Source organism: Algibacter sp. 2305UL17-15 (genome assembly GCF_040720935.1).
Taxonomy (GTDB): Bacteria; Bacteroidota; Bacteroidia; order Flavobacteriales; family Flavobacteriaceae; genus Jejuia.
This window is the reverse complement of the sequence record NZ_JBFDAE010000003.1, coordinates 324,850-344,481: the sequence shown is the minus strand read 5'-3', so window position 1 is coordinate 344,481 and position 19,632 is coordinate 324,850. Positions and strand designations below refer to the sequence as shown.

Here is a 19,632-nt window from a genome sequence, read left to right as displayed (position 1 = left end):
TCAAGGTTATAAATATTTGATTACCAGTATAATATACGAAAAAGACATCACAAATACAAATGTAAAATACTGAATATCAAACAAATAGAAGCTTAACTTAATGACATTGAACGAGCACTAGCGCTGACTCTTGTGTGGCATACGAGGACCAGCTAGGGGACTAGCAAAAAAGTGGCGCATACTAAGGAACGGCAGGGCGGATTATCCCATTTCATCTAAAATATAATAAAATTCTTCTCTAGTAATATTTCTAAGCCACCAGTCCTCATTTGGATAATTACTTAAATTATTTTTAAAATAATTAATATCAAGCATATTTTCTAACAATGGTAAAAGCCCCTCTTTTATTTTATCCGTTGTTTGTTTAAGCTCATCACTTAATTCTTTGGGATTTTTAAAAATATCGTCCTTTATATTGTCTGCTGAGAAATCTTCAAAAATTCGACTATATCTTGATGTCAGATGACATTCCTCTGCTAGCACACTCTTTTTTCGAGAATTATTACCATACTTAAAATAAATTCCTAGATTAATAAAAAAATTATTAGAAAATTTCGATTTTTGGTATTGGCACACGACTATTATATCATCATTTTGTTTAATCCATGTTTTTTTTGTTTTAACAAACTTATAGCCTGATTCAATAAATAAAGGATTTAATATTTGTATTGTACTATTCATTTTTTTAAGATTTTATCATGTTACCATTTTTATAATCTTCTTTTCTTTTTTCTTTTTCTTTTGTTTCATTTTCCCATTTGTCTAATTCTTTTAAATAAGAACTTAACTTTTCTGCCTCCCATTCCGCTCTAGTAGTCTCTCCAGTTCTTATAAGAATTTCGGTTCCTGTCTTAATTTGATTTTTAACGTGAATTTTATCTAAATTATTATTCATTAAATCATCAATGGTAACGCCAAAAGTTTCTGAAATACTCTCCAAAGTATCACCCAGTTCGATAGTATAAAATACACCTATACCGATATTGGTATTTTCATATAGATGTAACTCTGGATTCCATTCTTTTACATCTGGATGAGCTCGTTTAGCTGCTTCAACATAACGCCCTAACTGCCTAGCGCCATTAGCTCTACCTGAAGCTGTATTGGGTTTTAGCTCTCTTATCCATCCAACTTTACCATCTTTGGATATTCGTAAACCATCTGCTCTATTCCCTTTACCATTGACTCTACCTAACCAATATTCTATTTCGAATCCTTCAGCACTCTGCCATTTTGCTTGTGATTCTCTATGTGCCGCACTACCCCTAATTATTCTAGCTAGCCACATTGGTTTACCATTCGGCAATTTGGCAGCAACTTCAACAACACTTTCAACCGTTGTACTTACAGTTCCTTTCCATTCAAAATTAGTTCTAACATTTCTCCCTGAAGACACATTACTTCTTGGTACTTGAAGAGCTGGTCTTACACTATTATTACTCAATGCAACTCTTACCATAGGCCCAAATTCTAAGCCTTCTAACTCAACGCCATCAATAACCCTGTTTTCGCTAAATGCATAAGGAGAATTATACTCGTATTGTTTAAATAAAGGGTCAACAGCAAAAAATCTCCCCACCCTAGGGTCATGCATCCTATACTTATAATTAAGCGAATTCCCTTCCCCCTTAACCTCATCATCCTTCTCCTGCCCTTGGAAACCATAGCGATAACCGCTAGCCTCTTCTGCATCATGCCTATTAGGCAGGGTCATACCGAAGGAAGCCTAATCAAAACACCCGCAAAGGCTTTATGTATAAGAACGTTCGTGTTTTTAAATACCTTAAAAACTTACCTTTTTTTGCTTTTTTGGCACGTTTTGCATGCACTAAAACGGTAAAATATAGAGTAAAAATAGGGCTTTATTTTGATTTTGGAAAGTGTGTCTTGAAACGAAGAAACGTCCCGTTAGGAGACACTTAAAACATATTTGGTACGCTTACTCGGACGGCACTCGTCAAAGACGGAGCGCTAGCCGATACGAGGACTGGCTGGGAATTACACGTCAAAATTTATTAATTTCCAACATACATTCACAATTTTTCGACTCTTCTAATTGCTCGTTCTAATGGTTTGTAATCATTATCCGCAAGTTTTATAAATTCAGATTTTATTTGTACATCCTTTAACTCCAACATTAAATCTAAAAACTTTAAAGAATCAACTTTTTTAACTTTAGAAAGCATTATATTTTTTAACTTGTTGGCATGTGAAAGAGCAGCATTAATTTCATATAGTTTAGGGGCGCTATAGACTCCAAAGGATGTCAATTTATCACAATCTTTACTGATGCCTTTGAGCGATTGTAAATTTTTATTATAAAATAATTGAATTTTAACTATTCTATTTAGACCACCTAATCCCTCAAGTGTAACTATTTTACTTTCAATTAATTCTAAATGATTCAAAACCTTACAGTTGCTAAAAAGAAGTAAGTCTTTATGAGGATATTTAGTTATTACAAATCTTTCTAGATTAACTAACTTGTCAATATTTATAAAATTTTTTGACCAAACAAAACTTATTGCTTTGAGTGTGGTTAGCTTATTAAAATCTATTTTTAAACCACTTCCTATATCATTAATTGATAATCTTTCTAATTTTTTTAATGAATAAAGCCCTTCAACATTTGTTATGTATTTAGAAGTTACATGTATACTATTGATTTCGCAAAAAAAAGGGTCTTTTAAAAAGTCAATATCGGAAATTTTATTAGGGTTGTAGTTAATGCTTATCGAATTAATTTTTTTATCCTTTATTATTTTTTTACACAATTCAATCTTGGAGAGATCAAGTCTAATTGTAATTACCCCTTTTACTTCATCCAAAATTATTCCCTTGTAATTATATATTTTCATATTTTAGTTTTATTCTCCACTATAATCGCTCCAATTATCCGTTTGTTTCTTATTTAAGATTTCAATATCCGCATTATTTCTGAAATTATACATATCGTTCAATATATCTCCCTCCATATGGTCTAAATTCTCATACAAATTACCATCAAATTCATAGAACTCAGAATGGCTATATTCCTTACCAAATGTTTTAGCTTCTTTTTTCCCCAAACCTAACAACTCATTCAAAGATTGTCTAGCTCTAGAGCCTAAATTATTGGCTTTACCAACGTACAAACTACCATCTTTCATAATATGAACATAAACCCCTGATTTACCATTGAATAAAGATGCTGCTCCTCTTTCTAGAATATCACCGATATTTGTTGGAGCATCTAAATTAATCCATTTACCTCTCCCTATTTTAGTACTGAATTTAGGTATATTTATCTTAATGTCTGGAACAATTTTAGCGATTTTACCTATTGGAAAAAATGCTAGAACCCCTTCTCCTCCATGTTTTTCAAAGTCTTGAATTGTCCAATTCTTTGGATTTAAATTTCTCTTTAGTAATATCTCAGCTTGGGCTGACCTTGAAGCATCGGGGTCATTTGAATAATATTCATCCATTTCCTTGAAAATGGTTTTTATCGCATGTGCATCAGTTCTTAATTTGTCTTTAGCAAATTGCATATCCCACACATCATTTGGATTTGTCAAATCCCCAGCGTAATTCCATAAACCAATAATAGCATTGTAGGCATTGGCACTAAAATTATAGGCTACCTTTCCTGCATATTCAGCCTTATTATCATCTGGCTTATGTATCAATTCAGTAGCTTCAGGCGCATAAACCTCTAGCCCCTCTAACTCAACACCATCTATTACTCTATTTTCACTAAATGCGTAGGGACTATTCCATGAATATAGACCACTAAGAGGGTCTTTTGCAAAAAACCTCCCAACCCTAGGGTCATGCATTCTATACTTGTAATTAAGCGAGTTGCCTTCCCCCTTAACTTCATAATCCTTCTCCTGTCCCTGGAAGCCGTAGCGGTAGTTGGGGTCGCCACCGTTGCGGTTGGTCAGGGTCATTCCGAAGGTAGCCTAATCAAAACACCCGCAAAGGCTTTATGTATAAGAACGTTTGTGTTTTTAAATATATTAAAAACTTACCATTTTTTGCTTTTTCGGTACGTTTTATAAGAATCAAAATGGCAAAAATATAGCATAAAAATAGGGCTTTATTTTGATTGTAAAAAGTACGGGACTAAACTAAAAAAGTCCTTTTTTCTCCCACTACTTAATCAACAAAAAAAACGAGCATAAAAGTTATACCCGTTTTGTATCATTAATGTTATTATTTATTTGCTTACTCATTACTGCCTCTAGTAAATACTAGCGGGAGCGGGGCTCTATTTTTAATTTCAATTCCTTAAACCAAGATTCAGCAACTTCATCTGGTGTTCCATCACTTTTATTAGAATAATGTATATCGTAATCTAAAAAACAATCAAACTTTCCTGTTTTTGGATAATATTCCATTTTTATTTGTGTCGGAATATCTTTCTTATATTTTTTAAATAACTCAATTAAACCTTTTAAATCCTGATTTGCATACTTAATAAACTTTAACTGCATTTGGTCAGAAATATCAAAATTTAACCCTGTATCGTTAATTCTATGTCTTTCCAATAAAACGTGGTTTATATTAAAAAAGCAATCATAATAAACAAAACCTTCTTCATTTGATCCATAAATATAGATTGCATCAATATTTTCTTTGTCATTATTGACATATTCAAAAGCTAAAGAAACCATTGAGCTAGTTTTATCTTCATACTTTCTTTTAAATGATTTATCTTTAGAAATCCCAAACATCTTTTTTCAATTTATTATCCCTTTGGAGGGTTTGTATTTTCAATAACTTGATTATACACTTTTCCATCAATTTTATAAGTCACATCAAAGTTATCAGGTCTTACAGATTCCCCCTTATAGTTTACTTTTATATCTACTTCCACTTTTTTACCAGCCGCTACAGCATTCTTCCAAATATTTTCAATTGTTTTAAATGCACTCAAATTTACATTACTTGCTTGAGAAACCAAATTTTTAAGTGAAGGATCTCCTCCAAACAAGTCAGCTAACAAATGTCCAGCATGATCTCCAGGCATTTTTCCAGGAGTATTGGGGTCATGAGTAAGTCTGCCTTCATGAGTTTTCAATTGCAGATTATCAGTTTGAGCTCTTAATATTCTGCCTGAGTCATCTGCATGATATAAATATTTGTGTTCCCCAGCGATATATTGAATTATTTTACCTCCCGGGATTTTTGCCAAAATTGATACCCTACCGAGTTTTACAATTTTACTAAGACCTTTATCGCCCGCAATACCAGTAAAAACACCTGATATAATTCGTGATCTGTCCACAGCATCTCCATTAATTAACATATCTCCAGCCTTACTAATACTTTGGTCAAAAGCATCCATAGCCTGTTTTGACGAAGTGCCAAACATGGCATCAGCCCTTTCTGCAAAATGATTACTTTCAAGTTGCTCTTTAGAAGTAGCTGCATTAGTAGCTATTAAACCTACTAAAAAATTACCTACTCCTTTCGCTGCATCACTAGGGTTATTCCAAATAAACATAATGCCTTTGCAAGTATCGTCCACCATTAACATAGTTCCTACAGCTGTTTTTTGAAATAAAGTGCCATTTTCTCTAAGATCTCGTTCCATTGCAGCCATGGGATTAGATATTTCTAAACCTTCTAATTCAACGAATTGAATTACCATATTTTCAGAAAAAGCATAAGATGAATTCCAAGGGTAACTATGAGTCAAAGGATCCACAGCAAAGAACCTTCCCACTCTAGGGTCCTGCATCCTGTATTTATAATTCAAGCTATTACCCTCACCTTTAACCTCATCATCCATTTCCTGCCCTTGGAAACCATAACGGTAGTCAGGCGTGCCTTCATGTCTATTAGGTAAAAGCATTCCGAAGGTAGCCTAATCAAAACACCCGCAAAGGCTTTATGTATAAGAACGTTCGTGTTTTTTAATATATTAAAAACTTACCATTTTTTGCTTTTTCGGTACGTTTTATAAGAACCAAAATGGCAAAAACATAGAGTAAAAATAGGGCTTTATTTTGATTTTGAAAAGTGTGTCTTGAAACGAAGAAAAGTCCCGCTTGGAGACGCTCTACATATATTTGGCACTTGCTTACTCTGTACGGCACTCGTCAAAGACGAAGCGCTAGCCGATACGAGGACTAGCTGGGGATAAACTTCTAAATAATTTTTTCATTTTTTAACAATCTAATTCTTTTTCAGTGTAAATAACTGTTCCTCCTACATTTGATGTGTAAAATATAATATTATCAGAAAAGTCTTTCCATTTTAAATAGAAACTATTTGATGAAAACATTAGTTTAATAGAAAATTTAAAATATCTTTTAATTATATCTTTTAAATGAAAACTATTTTTCAATTTAAGTATAGATATGTCATTCTTATTTTCTAGTAATATATCTATAGTTTTAAAAAACTCTTCATCTATACTTGATACAAATACTAGAAAATTCTTTTTTCTTTCATATTCTATTATATGATTATAAAGGTTTTTATCAGATAAGTTGCCTCCAGAAACTAATACATGTAATTTATCGTATTCTTTAAAAACAAGTTTTATTGCTTCTTCTATATTTTTCAATCCATTATCATTATCAAAATCATCTTCAATGAGATAAGAATTTATTTTATTTTCTAACTTTTCTAGCTTTATTACATCCATTAACTACTGTTGTTCTAAAAATTTCTTAGCTGATTTATGAGAGTTTTTTTGCATTGATTTAAAGACTGGACTTCTCGTAAAATTAGCTTCTGGAAAGCCATTCTTCATAAGTTTAAATACATTTTTCCATCCTACTTCATTAGCAACTTTTATCCAATTAAGATGTCTAGCTTTACTAAATATTGGTTGACTATTTAAAAAGCTATCCTGAAAATAATGACCATGAAATACAGGTCTTTTATTTACTCCATTGAATCTATGAAAATCAAAACCAATCTCTCTACCTGCTCTCCCAATTCTTAGACTTATGCCTCTATGCAATCTACTATAACCTAGGGATACTTGCCCTATCTTAATTCCTTGAAAACCATAAGCCCTCCATGTTGACAACCTAGCTAAACCTGAAATCCTACTAAATAAAGATACTTCTCCAGAAGGTGTTAAAAAGCCTGCCGCAAGATTGGTCGCTTGTCCTGTTCCATAAGCAACTCTATATATATTATTAGATGTCACGCTTTCATACCAACTATCCATTGATAAACTCAAACCATTTTTTAATTCGGTAGCTACATTCAATGTAACATCTAACCCAACTTCTCCAGTAACAGTATCGAAACCTGAAAAACGAGATAGTGTATTAATTTCAGAGCCTTTACCTAAGTTCTCTTCCATAAGTTGTTCTCTCCCTTGAAACATACTTAAGGTGGTTCCTTGTTCCCAAAGACTAGTAACTCCATTCCAAAAAGATTGAGCTGCTCCCTTGGGGTCATTCATTAATTGCTGAAATAGTGACGGAGGTTGCTTAGCCCCAGAGTCTCTATTGGTCCTTGTAGAATTCGAGCGAGAAGGTGTTTCTTCTAATCCTTCTAGTTCCATAAATGCAATTACCTTATTACCACTAAATTGATATGGTGTATACCAAGGATATTTTTTTTCCAATGGGTCAGTTGCAAAAAACCTCCCTACCCTTGGGTCATGCATTCTGTACTTAAAGTTGGTTGAATTCCCTTCTCCTTTAATCGCATCATCCTTCTCCTGTCCTTGGAAGCTATATCTATATGTGTCAGGGTCACCGCCACGCCTGTTTGGCAAGGTCATTCCGAAGGTAGCCTAATCAAAACACCCGCAAAGGCTTTATGTATAAGAACGTTCGTGTTTTTAAATACCTTAAAAACTTACCTTTTTTTGCTTTTTTGGCACGTTTTGCATGCACTAAAACGGTAAAATATAGAGTAAAAATAGGGCTTTATTTTGATTTTGAAAAGTGTGATTTGAAATTAAAAAAACGCCCCACTTGGAAACGATTTCCCTGTATTTTAGAGGGCTTACTCGGTACGGCACTCGTCAAAGACGAAGCGCTAGCCGATACGAGGACTAGCTGGGGGAATAGACCATTTTTCTAAAAACGTATTTAGAATATCCTCATCCTCATAAAGTGGAATTTCATAATTTTGCATGTTCTAAAAATTACTTGATTACAACTATTTAATAAAAAGATTAACCAAAATCTACCATACTATCATACATCTCTCCAATACGCTTTTGTAATTCTTGGTTTTTATAGTATTCAAAACTTTGATTAGGATACACCAAAACATATTCATTATCTGCACCAAAAATTAACTCACAGAAAATTCTAAACTCATTATTTGCCATAGCACCATGACCATCCATCTCCATAGTTTTATATATATCCATAACAATATAAAATGGCGACTTTTCTTTTAGAATAACTAATCTATGGTCTAAATCAATATGCACATTTTCTAGTATATGCGGATATAACTTTGGTAAAAGGTTTTGCAAGTAATCATCTGCCTCAGAACTTGCTTCATATTGTATAGCTTTTTCAATGAGTTCTTGAATGTCTTTTGGGGTGAAAATTTTTAACATTAGTTGTAGGTTTAATATTTATTACTAAATTAAGATTATTTGTAAAATAACAACTACAAAATCTAATAAATAAAAAGCCTATTATCCTTAGACCAATTGGTTAAACCTTAAATTACCGCATAAAAAAACGAGCATAAAAGATATACCCGTTTTGTATCATTAATGTTATTATTTTACTTTACTTACTCATTATCGCCACTAGTTTTGGAAACTAGCGGTAGCGCATACTAGGACCATCAGGGTTTTACCGCCACTAGTAAATACTAGCGGTAGCTAGGTCTCTAACATTTTCTGTTCGATAAATTCACATCCAGAAACTTTATTTTCTTCAAGTATATTTTTTACTTTTTCCGATACATAATAGTTCAAATCAAAATGTCCAATTCTAAAAATATCATAATTACTTAATTGAAAATCGTCATTGAAATTATACCCATTGCTTGGAAAAATTCTTTTTTCAATATCTCTACTTACTACATCAATATCAAGTTTAATTATCGATTTTCTATCTTGAGGCACTTTAAAATCCACCTCTTCAAATTCCATTTCTATAATATCTAATTCATAAAGTTTGAAATTTGAAGATTTATAATCTATTTTAGAAGTTAAGTCTCCATTAAAAAACATGAACATGTAATCATTTAGTCCATTATTCTGAATATCTACAAATTGAATATCATGTAAATTAAAATCTTTTAATAGATTGTGACATTTAGAACTAATTATTAATCCTTTTAAACTAAGGTCTCCACTTTCGAGGAAATCTGTTTTTATTGCATGTTTATCTAAGACTAAATCTTTAATTATATTATCATCAAATTTTTCGTATATTTTTTTTCCATCAAGAGTATCTCCTTTAATACCGTCATGTAAAACTTGTACACCATGCTTTTCATTAGTTGTTATTGAATAATATTTCATATTATTTATCTTTTATTTTACACCAAGTTTAGAATTAAGTTCTTTGAACTGGTCATTCATATTCTTTCCTGTTTTTTTATAAGCTTCGTACATTTTATCTAACATTTTATCCGCTTTTGGTATTAATTCTTTCTCTATAAATTTCTCAAGACCTTCACCTCCATTTTTTTCAATAAAGTTATTTATTTGATTCTGTAAGTATTTATCATATGCTGGTGCATTACCATGAAACCCTTTTCTCCAAATAGATTCAGGAGCACTTGACAACCATTTTCCATTAATCTTTTTATTAATATCCCATCCATTCTCTACTAAATCACCAATATATTTATTATTTTTTATAAAATTTAAAGAAATAATATGATGAGCTTGGTCACCAGCTCTTTTAAGAACCCCAGCTCCTTCTAAGGCTAGTCCAAGGGCTTTACTCGCTGTAGGTCTGAGTTTTTCATATAAAGCTGTTCTTTCAGCTAAATTTAAAGTTACCTTTGCAGCTTTTGCAGCCTTATTAACATAATTCCCTGCTTTTATTGACGTTGCTCCATACCCTATAAGAGGTATAGCCGAAGCAAAACTAAGACCTGCTTCCCACTTTCTTCCTTCAAAAGAATAAATAACACCATTTACAACATCAGCTGGCTCACCAAATACAGGAACCAACCCAATACCATCTAAAGCATAATGCATTGTCTCAACTGATACAGCAGATGCTGTTGCTTGATAAGCTTTCGGACTTACAGTAGCATATATATGTGACATTCCAATTTCTAAACCTTCTAACTCCACAAATTGAATGACCTTATTTTCACTAAAAGCATAAGGAGAATTATGTGGGTATTCAGCAGCAAGGGGGTCAACAGCAAAAAACCTTCCAACTCTAGGGTCATGCATCCTAAATTTAAAGTTCAAGCTATTCCCTTCCCCCTTAACCTCGTCATCCTTCTCCTGCCCTTGGAAGCCATAGCGGTAAAGACTAGGCTCTATTGCACCATTCCTGTTAGGCAGGGTCATACCAAAGGGATAGTAGTCATTAAATGTAAGAACGTCTGGTGTAAAGATACCATTTTTTACTAATTTTCTATCGCTTATAACACTTAAAACATTTCCCAAATGATTGCTCAACTCATAATGCTTATCTCCTACAATATTGGCAAATTCATTTTCTAATAAAGTCGCTTCATCGGTGTATTTTTGTATTCCCAGTCGAGAGCTTCCGTATATGTGGTGTTCTGATAGTTTTAAGCCTACTACCACCTCATTTGGTGGGGCCGATAAATTGGGGTCAATATATATATGTTTTAATTCCCCTGACTTTAGGTGCGTATCGGGTTTTAAAACTACTGAATTCTTTGCTATAACAACTACATTGGCTTGGTTTTCGAAAACAACACCTGTTATGTCTATATTGAGGCCCTCTATGGTTTGCGCAGTTGAATATATTGTACCAGGGGGGACAATTACATCTGAAATTTGGTTGTCAACTTCTATAAGCCCACTATTATAAATTGATAGAACGTTGCCTTGGGCATCCCTGATATAATAGGTGTTCGTGACATCGTCTTCTGGATTACCATTAGTGTCCGGTCTCATAATTTTTTTAGCAATGCGGTTTCCCAGTCCGTCATACTCAAAACTAATGGTAGTAGTGCCATCATCACCTAATTTTTCAATACTTTCTACTTTACCATCTACACGCCAATTGATGTTTGAAATACCTTCTTGTAAATCTTTTGTTAATTGACCTATGGCATCATATTGGTAATTGGAATTTTCAAATTCCCCTATATTACTATTAAATGTGCCTAAACTTTGACCACTATCAATATCGGTTGTTACAATATTATCACGACTAGGGTCATCACTAACAGCATATAACCTATTGTTTCTTAATTCAGGACTGGCTGAGGTATTATATGTATAAGTTAAAAGGTCTATTGGACTTGCTCCTTCTATATAGCGAGAAAGGCTTGTTATATTACCATTACGATCATATTCATAATAAGATAAGTATTCTGGTATTGAACCTACTGGCTTAGCAATATCAAAACTAGTCATTGATTTTATTCGGTTTAACTGATCGTAGGTATAGTTGTTTTGTAATACGCTTAATGGATTTTCGTTTAAATCTATTAAACTGGTAACCATGGTTTTTATATTGCCATTGTATAGATTGTTTGGATTATATACTGCATTATTATTATTATCTATTTCTGCTACTGTAAATGGATTTGCAGTACCTACTGACATATAGTCTCCAGCAAAATAATTCAGGGAATACCCAAAGGCATCTTTTGCGGTACTTGTTCCGTTATCGCCACCCATATCATTAACACCAGCCTGCTCGCTGTTAACGCCTTTTAACCAGCCTTGTATGGTATAGGCATAGTCTAAACCTTGTACTTGCTGCTCGCCCAAAACGGTTCTTGCTAGCGGGCCATGTGCATAATAGTTGTAGGACGCATCTGTTTCCCAAAGCATACCGTCTCGGGATGTTTTTACTGCCGTAATTCTATTATCGGCGTCATATGTATAACGATGTATAAACTGGTCGTTTTTACCTTTTTGATAGGTTACCTGATTAACGTTACCGCTTATTAAATCGTAGTCGTATTCGGTTATTTTTAATGTCTTTTCAGCATTGTCTCCTAAATAGATATAATAGGCCATTTTCTTTACATTACCATGTATATCATAGTCGTAGAAAATAGCATTGTCACATTCAATTCCAGAATTTGAATCGTTTATATAAATTACTGAGGTTACTCTATTTCGGGTATTGTTCTGTGAGAAGTCATTCTCATTAATTCCTGATGGCAATGCCGTATCGGTGTACATTGTTTTGGTTACTTGCTCTGTTTTTGAAAATAGAGGTGCAAGGTCTTTTGCGGCATCATTTATTTCATTCCCTCCTGTGGCCAAGTCTAATTTTCCAGTATCTGTGATGATATAATTAGTGTTTATATGTCCTTGACCTGCTTCTTCAATTCTCCCAAGTTGGTCATAGAGGGTGTAACTAATAATTGTATTCGTTGGTGTGCTTTCATTATCTTGATTCGCATTTTGAGAAGCTATAATACGTCCTAACTTGTCATACGCAAAACGGGTCTCGCCTCCATCTGGTGTTTTTTGCCATACCAACTGGTTTAGGGAGTTATAACGGTATTGGGTTTTAAACGAGTGTGTTGGTAAAAGAGTTGTATTAGTTATTTGTTCGTTATTTTTCCTATAAGTGTCAATATCACTCATCAGTTGTTCGTTATTAGCGTCTAATCTGTCTACGCCTTCTGGTGCTACTGTTTGTACCAAGTTGCCAGCTTGATCATAATAGTACAAGGTGTATTGGTATTCTTTATCAGAATAGGTTACATCAAAAGTTTCAACAACATTCTCTATGCCTTCTTTGATATACTCTCTGATAAACCTATTTTTTAACTCGTTTAAATAGTTAGCATAAGAATCTGCCTCGTAAGTTTTAGAAACATTGATTGTTATTTGCTCGCAAGTTGATTTAGGCGGATTACCTATTGATAAAGTTATGTTTGGTTGCATTTCTGCAGGAGGACAAATATTGGAGCTATTAATTAAATACTGGTTTGCAAAATCATTCCAAAATATATCATCTTGTGAACCACCATCAACACTATTATTTGATGAATTATGTATTACGTAAGCATCAATTATTGCATTAATACCATTATAACCATAGTTTAAACTTGTATTACCAAACTCAGATAAAGTTAAATAATTTATATCTTGGGTTGAGTTTATATTTAAATCAGTTATATATTTTTTATAGGATTCTACCAAATATGCATAGTTAAAGGCTCTAAAGTATTCTAAAACAGGGTCTTTATCCTGTGGTAGATTAGGTAATGCCGGTAAGCTAGATTGATAGAGATTGGCAATTATTGTTGATTCTGGATCGGTATCATTATTAAATGCTAAAAAGGTAATAAAATCTGCATATTTTTTATCTGTACTTAGAGGTGCTACTGTTTGTGGGATACAATTATCACAATAACCGTTATTTGAAGAGGAATCTAAATTATTTGAATCTGTTTTAGTTATTTTTATACCGTCTATACCTATATAAGATTTAGGTGCCCCACTAAGTTGTTTTACACCAACAAAACGTATGTTTTGTATTGAATCTGTAGGTGTAAATGTATACTCTACACATTCCCAAACTTTTTGTCCAGTTGTAAAAGGCATATATTCACTAGCGGTTTTGGTCTGAGCCCCAGAACCATCTGTATTTGATATTATTAAATTCCATTTAGCTGGAGATATGTTTAAATTTGGATTATTGCTTATAGTAAAGTCTGAAAATCCTAAATTAATTTGATAGAATGAAACAGTATGCATTTTACCTATTTCTAAATCTCTTAATGTAATTCTTAAGGCATCACTACCTGCATCACTCCATTGAAATGCACCCATAAAAGCTCCACCATCTGGAGATGCAGGAATATTATCAGGAAAAAACCCCTTATTAGGAATATTATCGATACCTGACACAGTAAATGTAGAACTGTTATAGCAATATCCACTATTTATAGTACTATTAATATAATCGCTAGAGGGTAAACGAACCTCAAATGACCATCCTGAGCTGCCTCCTGACCAGTCAACTGGTAAAACCAACCCTGTATTAGGAATATCATAATTACAATAATTTAAAATTTCAGATTTAGGTGCCCACTCAAAAGATCCATCCCGGTTTAATAAATCTACTTCTTCAATACTTCTTCTTGATGTAACAAAAAGTTGATACAGATTACCAGTAGTATCATATATATCATCTATTTGGGCTATATGTCCAAAATCTGGAAAATCTGGAAAATCTGGATCTGGGATGATATTACCCCTAAACCTAATTTTAGACTTAAAATTAATTGATTCTCCATTTTCAAAGTATATATCGTTGCCTGTAGTTATCCAATTTGCCTGATGAGACGAATCCAAACGAATACCTGTACCATGAATTGGATCTGTAATCCAACTATTTTCATCAATATTCATTTCTAATAATCCAGAAAATGCATTACCAGTACCTTCATTGAAGTCAAAACTTTGTAAACTTCCAGCGTTATATTCCAAATAGAATATATCCATTTCCATTGGATTCCATAAATTCCATGACAATCTATTTACTGGAGGCCAATGATGAGTGACAAATGGATTTATTCCTTCAACAAAACTAACATTCAATTTTCCATTAGCAACACTAAATAACTCGCCGTTAATTAATAGTGTATTATTATAATCTGATTCATTTAGGCTATAATTAGTAAAAGAGGTTGTAAAATCCATGTCAATGATTTCATCAAAATCAAAGAGAACATCTTTCGGAGTGAAAACAACATCTTTGTAATACAACCTATTTCCTACGGTTCCATCCCCTGTCACACCTCCATTAGTAATCTGCTTTCTTAGAGTAAACTCAGGAATCAAATTTAAATCATCGCTGCTATTATTGCCACAACAAGAGTAATCTAAACCCGGGGAAATACGGCCTCCCAGAGTAGAGGAATTGAAATCAGTATATAAGTTTCCTGAAGCATCTGATGCATATATGGATACAAAATCTAATGAATGACCTTCTATTATAGTAATACTTTCAAATTTATTATCATTTGGAATATCTATTGAGCTTGATGAAAAATGAAATTTTTCATCACCTAATATATCTATTGAGTAAAAAGAAATAGAAGAGTTATAACTCCACATAGCTACTGGGTTTTCAATATCATCACCCAAAAACTCAGGTAAAAAACTATTTATATAAACAGGATATTGATTTAAGTTTATATCAACCCCATCAATTGTATTATCTTGGTTCAACACATTTAAAAGCTTAATAAAATCCCTCTTAAATTTAGCTTGTTTTGTACACCCAAAAGGACTGTTAACATTCGTTGCGTTAGGACTTATGGTTTCGCCAATATCATCTCCATCATCTATAGTACTACACTTTCCTATTGCTACACACGTAGTTCCAGTAAGTACAATTTCTTTTAATTCTGTACCATCAATTATTTTGGCTAGTATTTGATATCCATATATTTGATTCCCATTTGTAAAATCTGAGAGCGCTTGGTCAAAGTATAAATTAGAAAATTCAATAATATGCCACCCAACTCCAACAGTAGAGTTATAAGATGTCCAATTAAGATTTGAGGACGCTGGAAGTGTAATGGTAAGTGGGTTAGCACATTGTATTGCTATTTCTGGGATATCAAGGCTTATAGATGCAGTTGTGGTACCTGGTACAAGATTTATATTTAGAGACGAAGCTTCATTTACTACACCGCCAAAAGCTTCGTATAAATCTGCTGACAAGTATTGTTGAGAACTATAAGGTATACTTAAACCTACAGTATTGATATCTCCTAAAAGGCCCCCAAAAAAGATTTCTAAATCTTGTAGTAAAGGACATTCTCCTGTTTCTAAATAGACTGCTAAATCTGCATCTTGTTCTAATTCTGCAATAGCATTATCTAAATCTGAACTAGAATTATAGCCAATATCATTAGGAACGAAGCGCTTTGCTTTTTCTTTGTATTTAATAGCCTGAGCAACATCACAAAATTGTTTAACAGAAAGACCGTTTATATAATTTTGAATATTATTCGCTTGAGGATAACTACGAATAACATTTGTTAAAGTTGACGCTCCTTCTGCTCCAATACAACCATTATAACAGCCTTGTTGTTTTGCATACACATTTAAAAACACATATTGTATTTTCTGTTTTAAAGCTAAATAATAGGTCTTATAAGTATTCCAAACTCTATCTCTAAGGTTTGCCTCTACATCAGAAAAAGCATTAATATTAGGGCAATCATTGGTTATACCATTACATTTTACTGTTTTATAAGCTACTTGTAGCATTGTAAGACCTGCGTTATCTTCATATTGTTGATTTATAGCTTGTTCCATTATGGATGTTCTCCAAGCAAACAATGAAGTCCCAAATTCACTTATGGACAAAGTATTATCAAAATAGGGGTCTAGAGTGTAAATATTGAGTTGATTTGATATGAAAGTTGCTGTTTCAGCTTCTGTGTAAGTATCTACAGAGTTCAAATACGCATCATATGCATCTGTATCCAATGATAGTGAATTAACAGGTAAATTACATACTTCTTTAGTATATTCTAAATAGCAATTCTCTGGGTGATACTGCAAAAGTGACTCTGCCCAAGAATTTTCCCAATATGTTAAAAAACCCTCTACTTGAGCTAAATCTTGTGGTTTAATCCAACGGTAATCTACAGTAATACCGTCATCAGTAAGCACTGTAGTAACTAAGCTTGTATCATTATCATTTCTTACTTCGGGTGTATATGTACCATCGTTATTAAGTACTACTTTTACTATTGACTCTATCCCATTACCATCGTAATATGTTCCTGCACTTCTCCAACTTATATTTCCTGATGCACCTTGATATATCAAAACATTATTTTCATTAAAAATACTCAAAGGATCATCAATCACTAAAATATCATCTCCTTCTGTTGCATCGATAATGCTGCCATATTGTCCTAAAGGGCTCATATCTTGTAAGAGTAAAGAGTTATTAATTGAACAAGAAGATAGCTCTGGGGCTACATCACACCCTCCTAAAGTTTTGCATTCCTGAGACAGTAATTCCCACTCTCTTGAATATGTTTTGATTAATGCTTCTACCTCTAGGGGGTCTATATTATTAGTCCCATTATTATCAATATCTATATTTGTAATGCTAACAGTAAAAAACCCATCACTTGTTAATCCTGTTATACTAAAAATATCTGAATTTGTAGGGCTTCCATAATTAATTTCTAATTCTTCTAAAACATAGTATTCTTTAGTACCTAAATCGTTTTCACATTCTTGACAAGTTTTGTAACAGCCTTCAAGAATTGCATTTGGGGCAAAATCATTTGGATTTATATAACAGCCTAAATTTGTAGAGTCTTGTAGTTTTTGTAAATAGTGGTTAGCATAATTGTTTAATACATCTTTATTTATTTTTAAATCTTTATATAGTGTATATGTACCAGTATTTAATATTAGAGGAGGTAAATTTTGTAAATCAGTTGGTGTTGTAACGGGTATATTGTTTCCTCCTAAACTTTCAGTTCCTGCTTGTATATTATTAACTTCATCCGGCATTAATTCTGTGGCGCAATCATCTTTTAAACTAACTGATATGTCGTAAACAAATGGGTATACCTCGTCTGAACAATATTCAGGAATAAATGAATTAGGTTTTGATATAGAATAATTAAAACTATACTCTGAAGCGTCTGAAACTACCCCCAACTGTTCAGGTACTTTTAACCCATCAATTAAATTACCAAATCTTGATGTAGTATATTTAAAATTATTGTCAATGTTAGTATCAATATCTAATGGATTAATTTTATTTAAAATATCTGTAGTAAGTGTAATATCTGGATCGTTGTTTAATGCTTCTAAACTACTGGGACTACCACCCGTTAAAGCTGTGGCAATTGTACGACCTTGGGGATCTATATAACTAACACTTACTTGTCCATTAGGATCAACTACAATATTCTTTTTATAATGTAAAGCATTACCAACATTGTAACCAAATAGTCTATTCAATTCTTTTTGAGAAGGTGTTTCATAATAGTATTTCATTTCATGATTTGTTCCCAATTGGTGATTTGCGCCAACTCCACCTTTTCGTCTAATACGACCAGTATTATCAGGAGTATACTCAATTTGTGAAAACGGAAAATTTTGAGCATTTGGCACATAATCTTGATATGTATTCGTGAAATTATTTAGATTTCCGTAGTATTTACTAGCTCCAATAAGTGTAGACATTCCGTTTATGTCTATTTCACAAGCTTCAGCATCAGTTTTATCCCAATCAAAATCTTGATGAGTATATAATTCATTACCTAAATTCAAGTTAAAATCAGTATAAAACTCTAATTTACTATCTCCAGTTGGCACAGGTAACACTTCAATTGCTGGACGTCCTTGATTGTCATAAATAACTTCACCAACAATAGCATTATTATCACTATTAATTTTGGTTACTGTCTGTCTATTACGCAAAGTTCCATCAAAGTAACTTACCACTTCTTTTTTCTTGCCTTCTTCAGCATAACTTGCTTGAAATTGCCAGTTTTTATTATTTTCATGACCAGAAATAGCTATGTGATGATTCGTCCAATCGCTAATATTTGTTTTTTGAGAATTTCCTGAACTCCAATTACCAAAATACTCATTGGTTGGATTGTTCAAAAACCTACCAACAGCTCTAATTCTATAAACTATATATCCCTGACTATATATTAATGGTATATTATAATTGATATCTCTAGTAGAAATTCTTGTACTATTCAATTCAAAATCCTCCTCTTCCAAAGTGATTACATCAGCGCCTAGTGGAGTAGTATTAGAAATATCATCGTTGTAGCTATCAATCCAAGTCCATTCTAAATCATAAGAAACAGCACCCTCTATTGGGGTCCAACTTAAGCCTATGCAATTACAATTTTGTGTTAAATTATTTTCATCAATATAAGTGCCTGATGTACTTGAAATATTAGTAAGTTGGTTTGATAATGAATAGTAACGTTCTGATTGAAATCCAGTTTCAAGATATATATTTGGTGGTGAGCTACTAGTATTTAATGGCTGAGAGGTATCATCTAAATTTTCCGTTTCAATATTTATTACTTTTATTTTAATACCATAGCCTTCTGGTATAATATGTTGAGCAATATTAACATGATTACTACTGGTACTTAATGGATTATACTCTACTGTTAATGCATCTTCACCATCAAGTAAATATACTGTACCTTCTGTACCGTCAGATAAAACTGGAGTAATTTCTAGTGCTATACTATATTTATACCAATATGTAAATGGTGCATCATGATTTATACCTATTTTTACATAAGAGTTATTGGTAATCGATTTCATATCCTGAAGCCCAATTTCTCCATCTACTTTACTTGATAAGAAAATACTTGAACCTGAATTTGCATCAATATCTCCTGAATTGTAAGTATCCTTGATACTGTAATTGTAATCTTGAGCCTGTATTGTTATGCTTAATAACAGAGAAAATAAGAAAGATGTTATTTGCCATTTGAAGTATTTTGATATTGAAGCAGTTTCAAATTTTTTCATCTATTTGATTT

General features: G+C 32.7%; 12 protein-coding genes. 1 reads left to right on the top strand and 11 read right to left on the bottom strand.

Annotation, left to right across the window (positions count from 1 at the left end; all coding sequences use genetic code 11):
• Positions 1-201: 201 nt before the first annotated feature.
• From ABXQ82_RS05180 to ABXQ82_RS05145, 8 genes are all read right to left on the bottom strand, one after another.
• Positions 202-681 (bottom strand): DUF4304 domain-containing protein, encoded by a 480-nt coding sequence (locus tag ABXQ82_RS05180; RefSeq protein ID WP_367055870.1) that lies wholly within the window; start codon positions 679-681, stop codon positions 202-204.
• 4 nt (positions 682-685) lie between these two features.
• The gene (locus ABXQ82_RS05175) at positions 686-1,714 is read right to left on the bottom strand and encodes a LysM peptidoglycan-binding domain-containing protein (protein ID WP_367055867.1); all 1,029 of its coding nucleotides are present in this window, start codon (positions 1,712-1,714) and stop codon (positions 686-688) included.
• Positions 1,715-2,033: 319 nt separating this feature from the next.
• Positions 2,034-2,858, bottom strand: a complete 825-nt coding sequence (locus ABXQ82_RS05170; RefSeq protein WP_367055865.1) for a hypothetical protein — start codon at positions 2,856-2,858, stop codon at positions 2,034-2,036.
• A gap of 9 nt (positions 2,859-2,867) precedes the next feature.
• Positions 2,868-3,932, bottom strand: coding sequence for a hypothetical protein (locus ABXQ82_RS05165; RefSeq protein WP_367055862.1), 1,065 nt, complete (start codon positions 3,930-3,932; stop codon positions 2,868-2,870).
• Between the two features lie 303 nt (positions 3,933-4,235).
• Complete coding sequence (locus ABXQ82_RS05160; protein WP_367055859.1) at positions 4,236-4,718, bottom strand: hypothetical protein; 483 nt, start codon at positions 4,716-4,718, stop codon at positions 4,236-4,238.
• Positions 4,719-4,732: 14 nt separating this feature from the next.
• Positions 4,733-5,842: a DNA/RNA non-specific endonuclease gene (locus tag ABXQ82_RS05155; protein WP_367055857.1), complete on the bottom strand. Its 1,110-nt coding sequence runs from the start codon at positions 5,840-5,842 to the stop codon at positions 4,733-4,735.
• A gap of 315 nt (positions 5,843-6,157) precedes the next feature.
• Positions 6,158-6,640 carry a hypothetical protein gene (locus ABXQ82_RS05150; RefSeq protein ID WP_367055854.1) on the bottom strand — a complete coding sequence of 161 codons (483 nt, stop codon included), beginning with the start codon at positions 6,638-6,640 and terminating at the stop codon, positions 6,158-6,160.
• 3 nt (positions 6,641-6,643) lie between these two features.
• On the bottom strand, positions 6,644-7,738 hold the full coding sequence (locus tag ABXQ82_RS05145; protein ID WP_367055852.1) for a hypothetical protein: 1,095 nt from the start codon (positions 7,736-7,738) through the stop codon (positions 6,644-6,646).
• 38 nt (positions 7,739-7,776) lie between these two features.
• Here ABXQ82_RS05145 and ABXQ82_RS05140 point away from each other — a divergent pair, with 38 nt between their 5' ends.
• Complete coding sequence (locus ABXQ82_RS05140) at positions 7,777-8,043, top strand: hypothetical protein (protein WP_367055850.1); 267 nt, start codon at positions 7,777-7,779, stop codon at positions 8,041-8,043.
• A gap of 94 nt (positions 8,044-8,137) precedes the next feature.
• On the opposite strand, the gene ABXQ82_RS05135 is transcribed toward ABXQ82_RS05140, so the two are convergent.
• The 3 genes from ABXQ82_RS05135 to ABXQ82_RS05125 all read right to left on the bottom strand — a co-directional run bounded on the left by ABXQ82_RS05135 (position 8,138) and on the right by ABXQ82_RS05125 (position 19,621).
• Positions 8,138-8,533, bottom strand: coding sequence for a hypothetical protein (locus ABXQ82_RS05135; RefSeq protein ID WP_367055847.1), 396 nt, complete (start codon positions 8,531-8,533; stop codon positions 8,138-8,140).
• 273 nt (positions 8,534-8,806) lie between these two features.
• Positions 8,807-9,454, bottom strand: coding sequence for a hypothetical protein (locus ABXQ82_RS05130; protein WP_367055845.1), 648 nt, complete (start codon positions 9,452-9,454; stop codon positions 8,807-8,809).
• A 12-nt stretch (positions 9,455-9,466) separates the two neighbouring features.
• Positions 9,467-19,621 (bottom strand): RHS repeat-associated core domain-containing protein, encoded by a 10,155-nt coding sequence (locus ABXQ82_RS05125; protein WP_367055842.1) that lies wholly within the window; start codon positions 19,619-19,621, stop codon positions 9,467-9,469.
• Positions 19,622-19,632 lie beyond the last annotated feature (11 nt).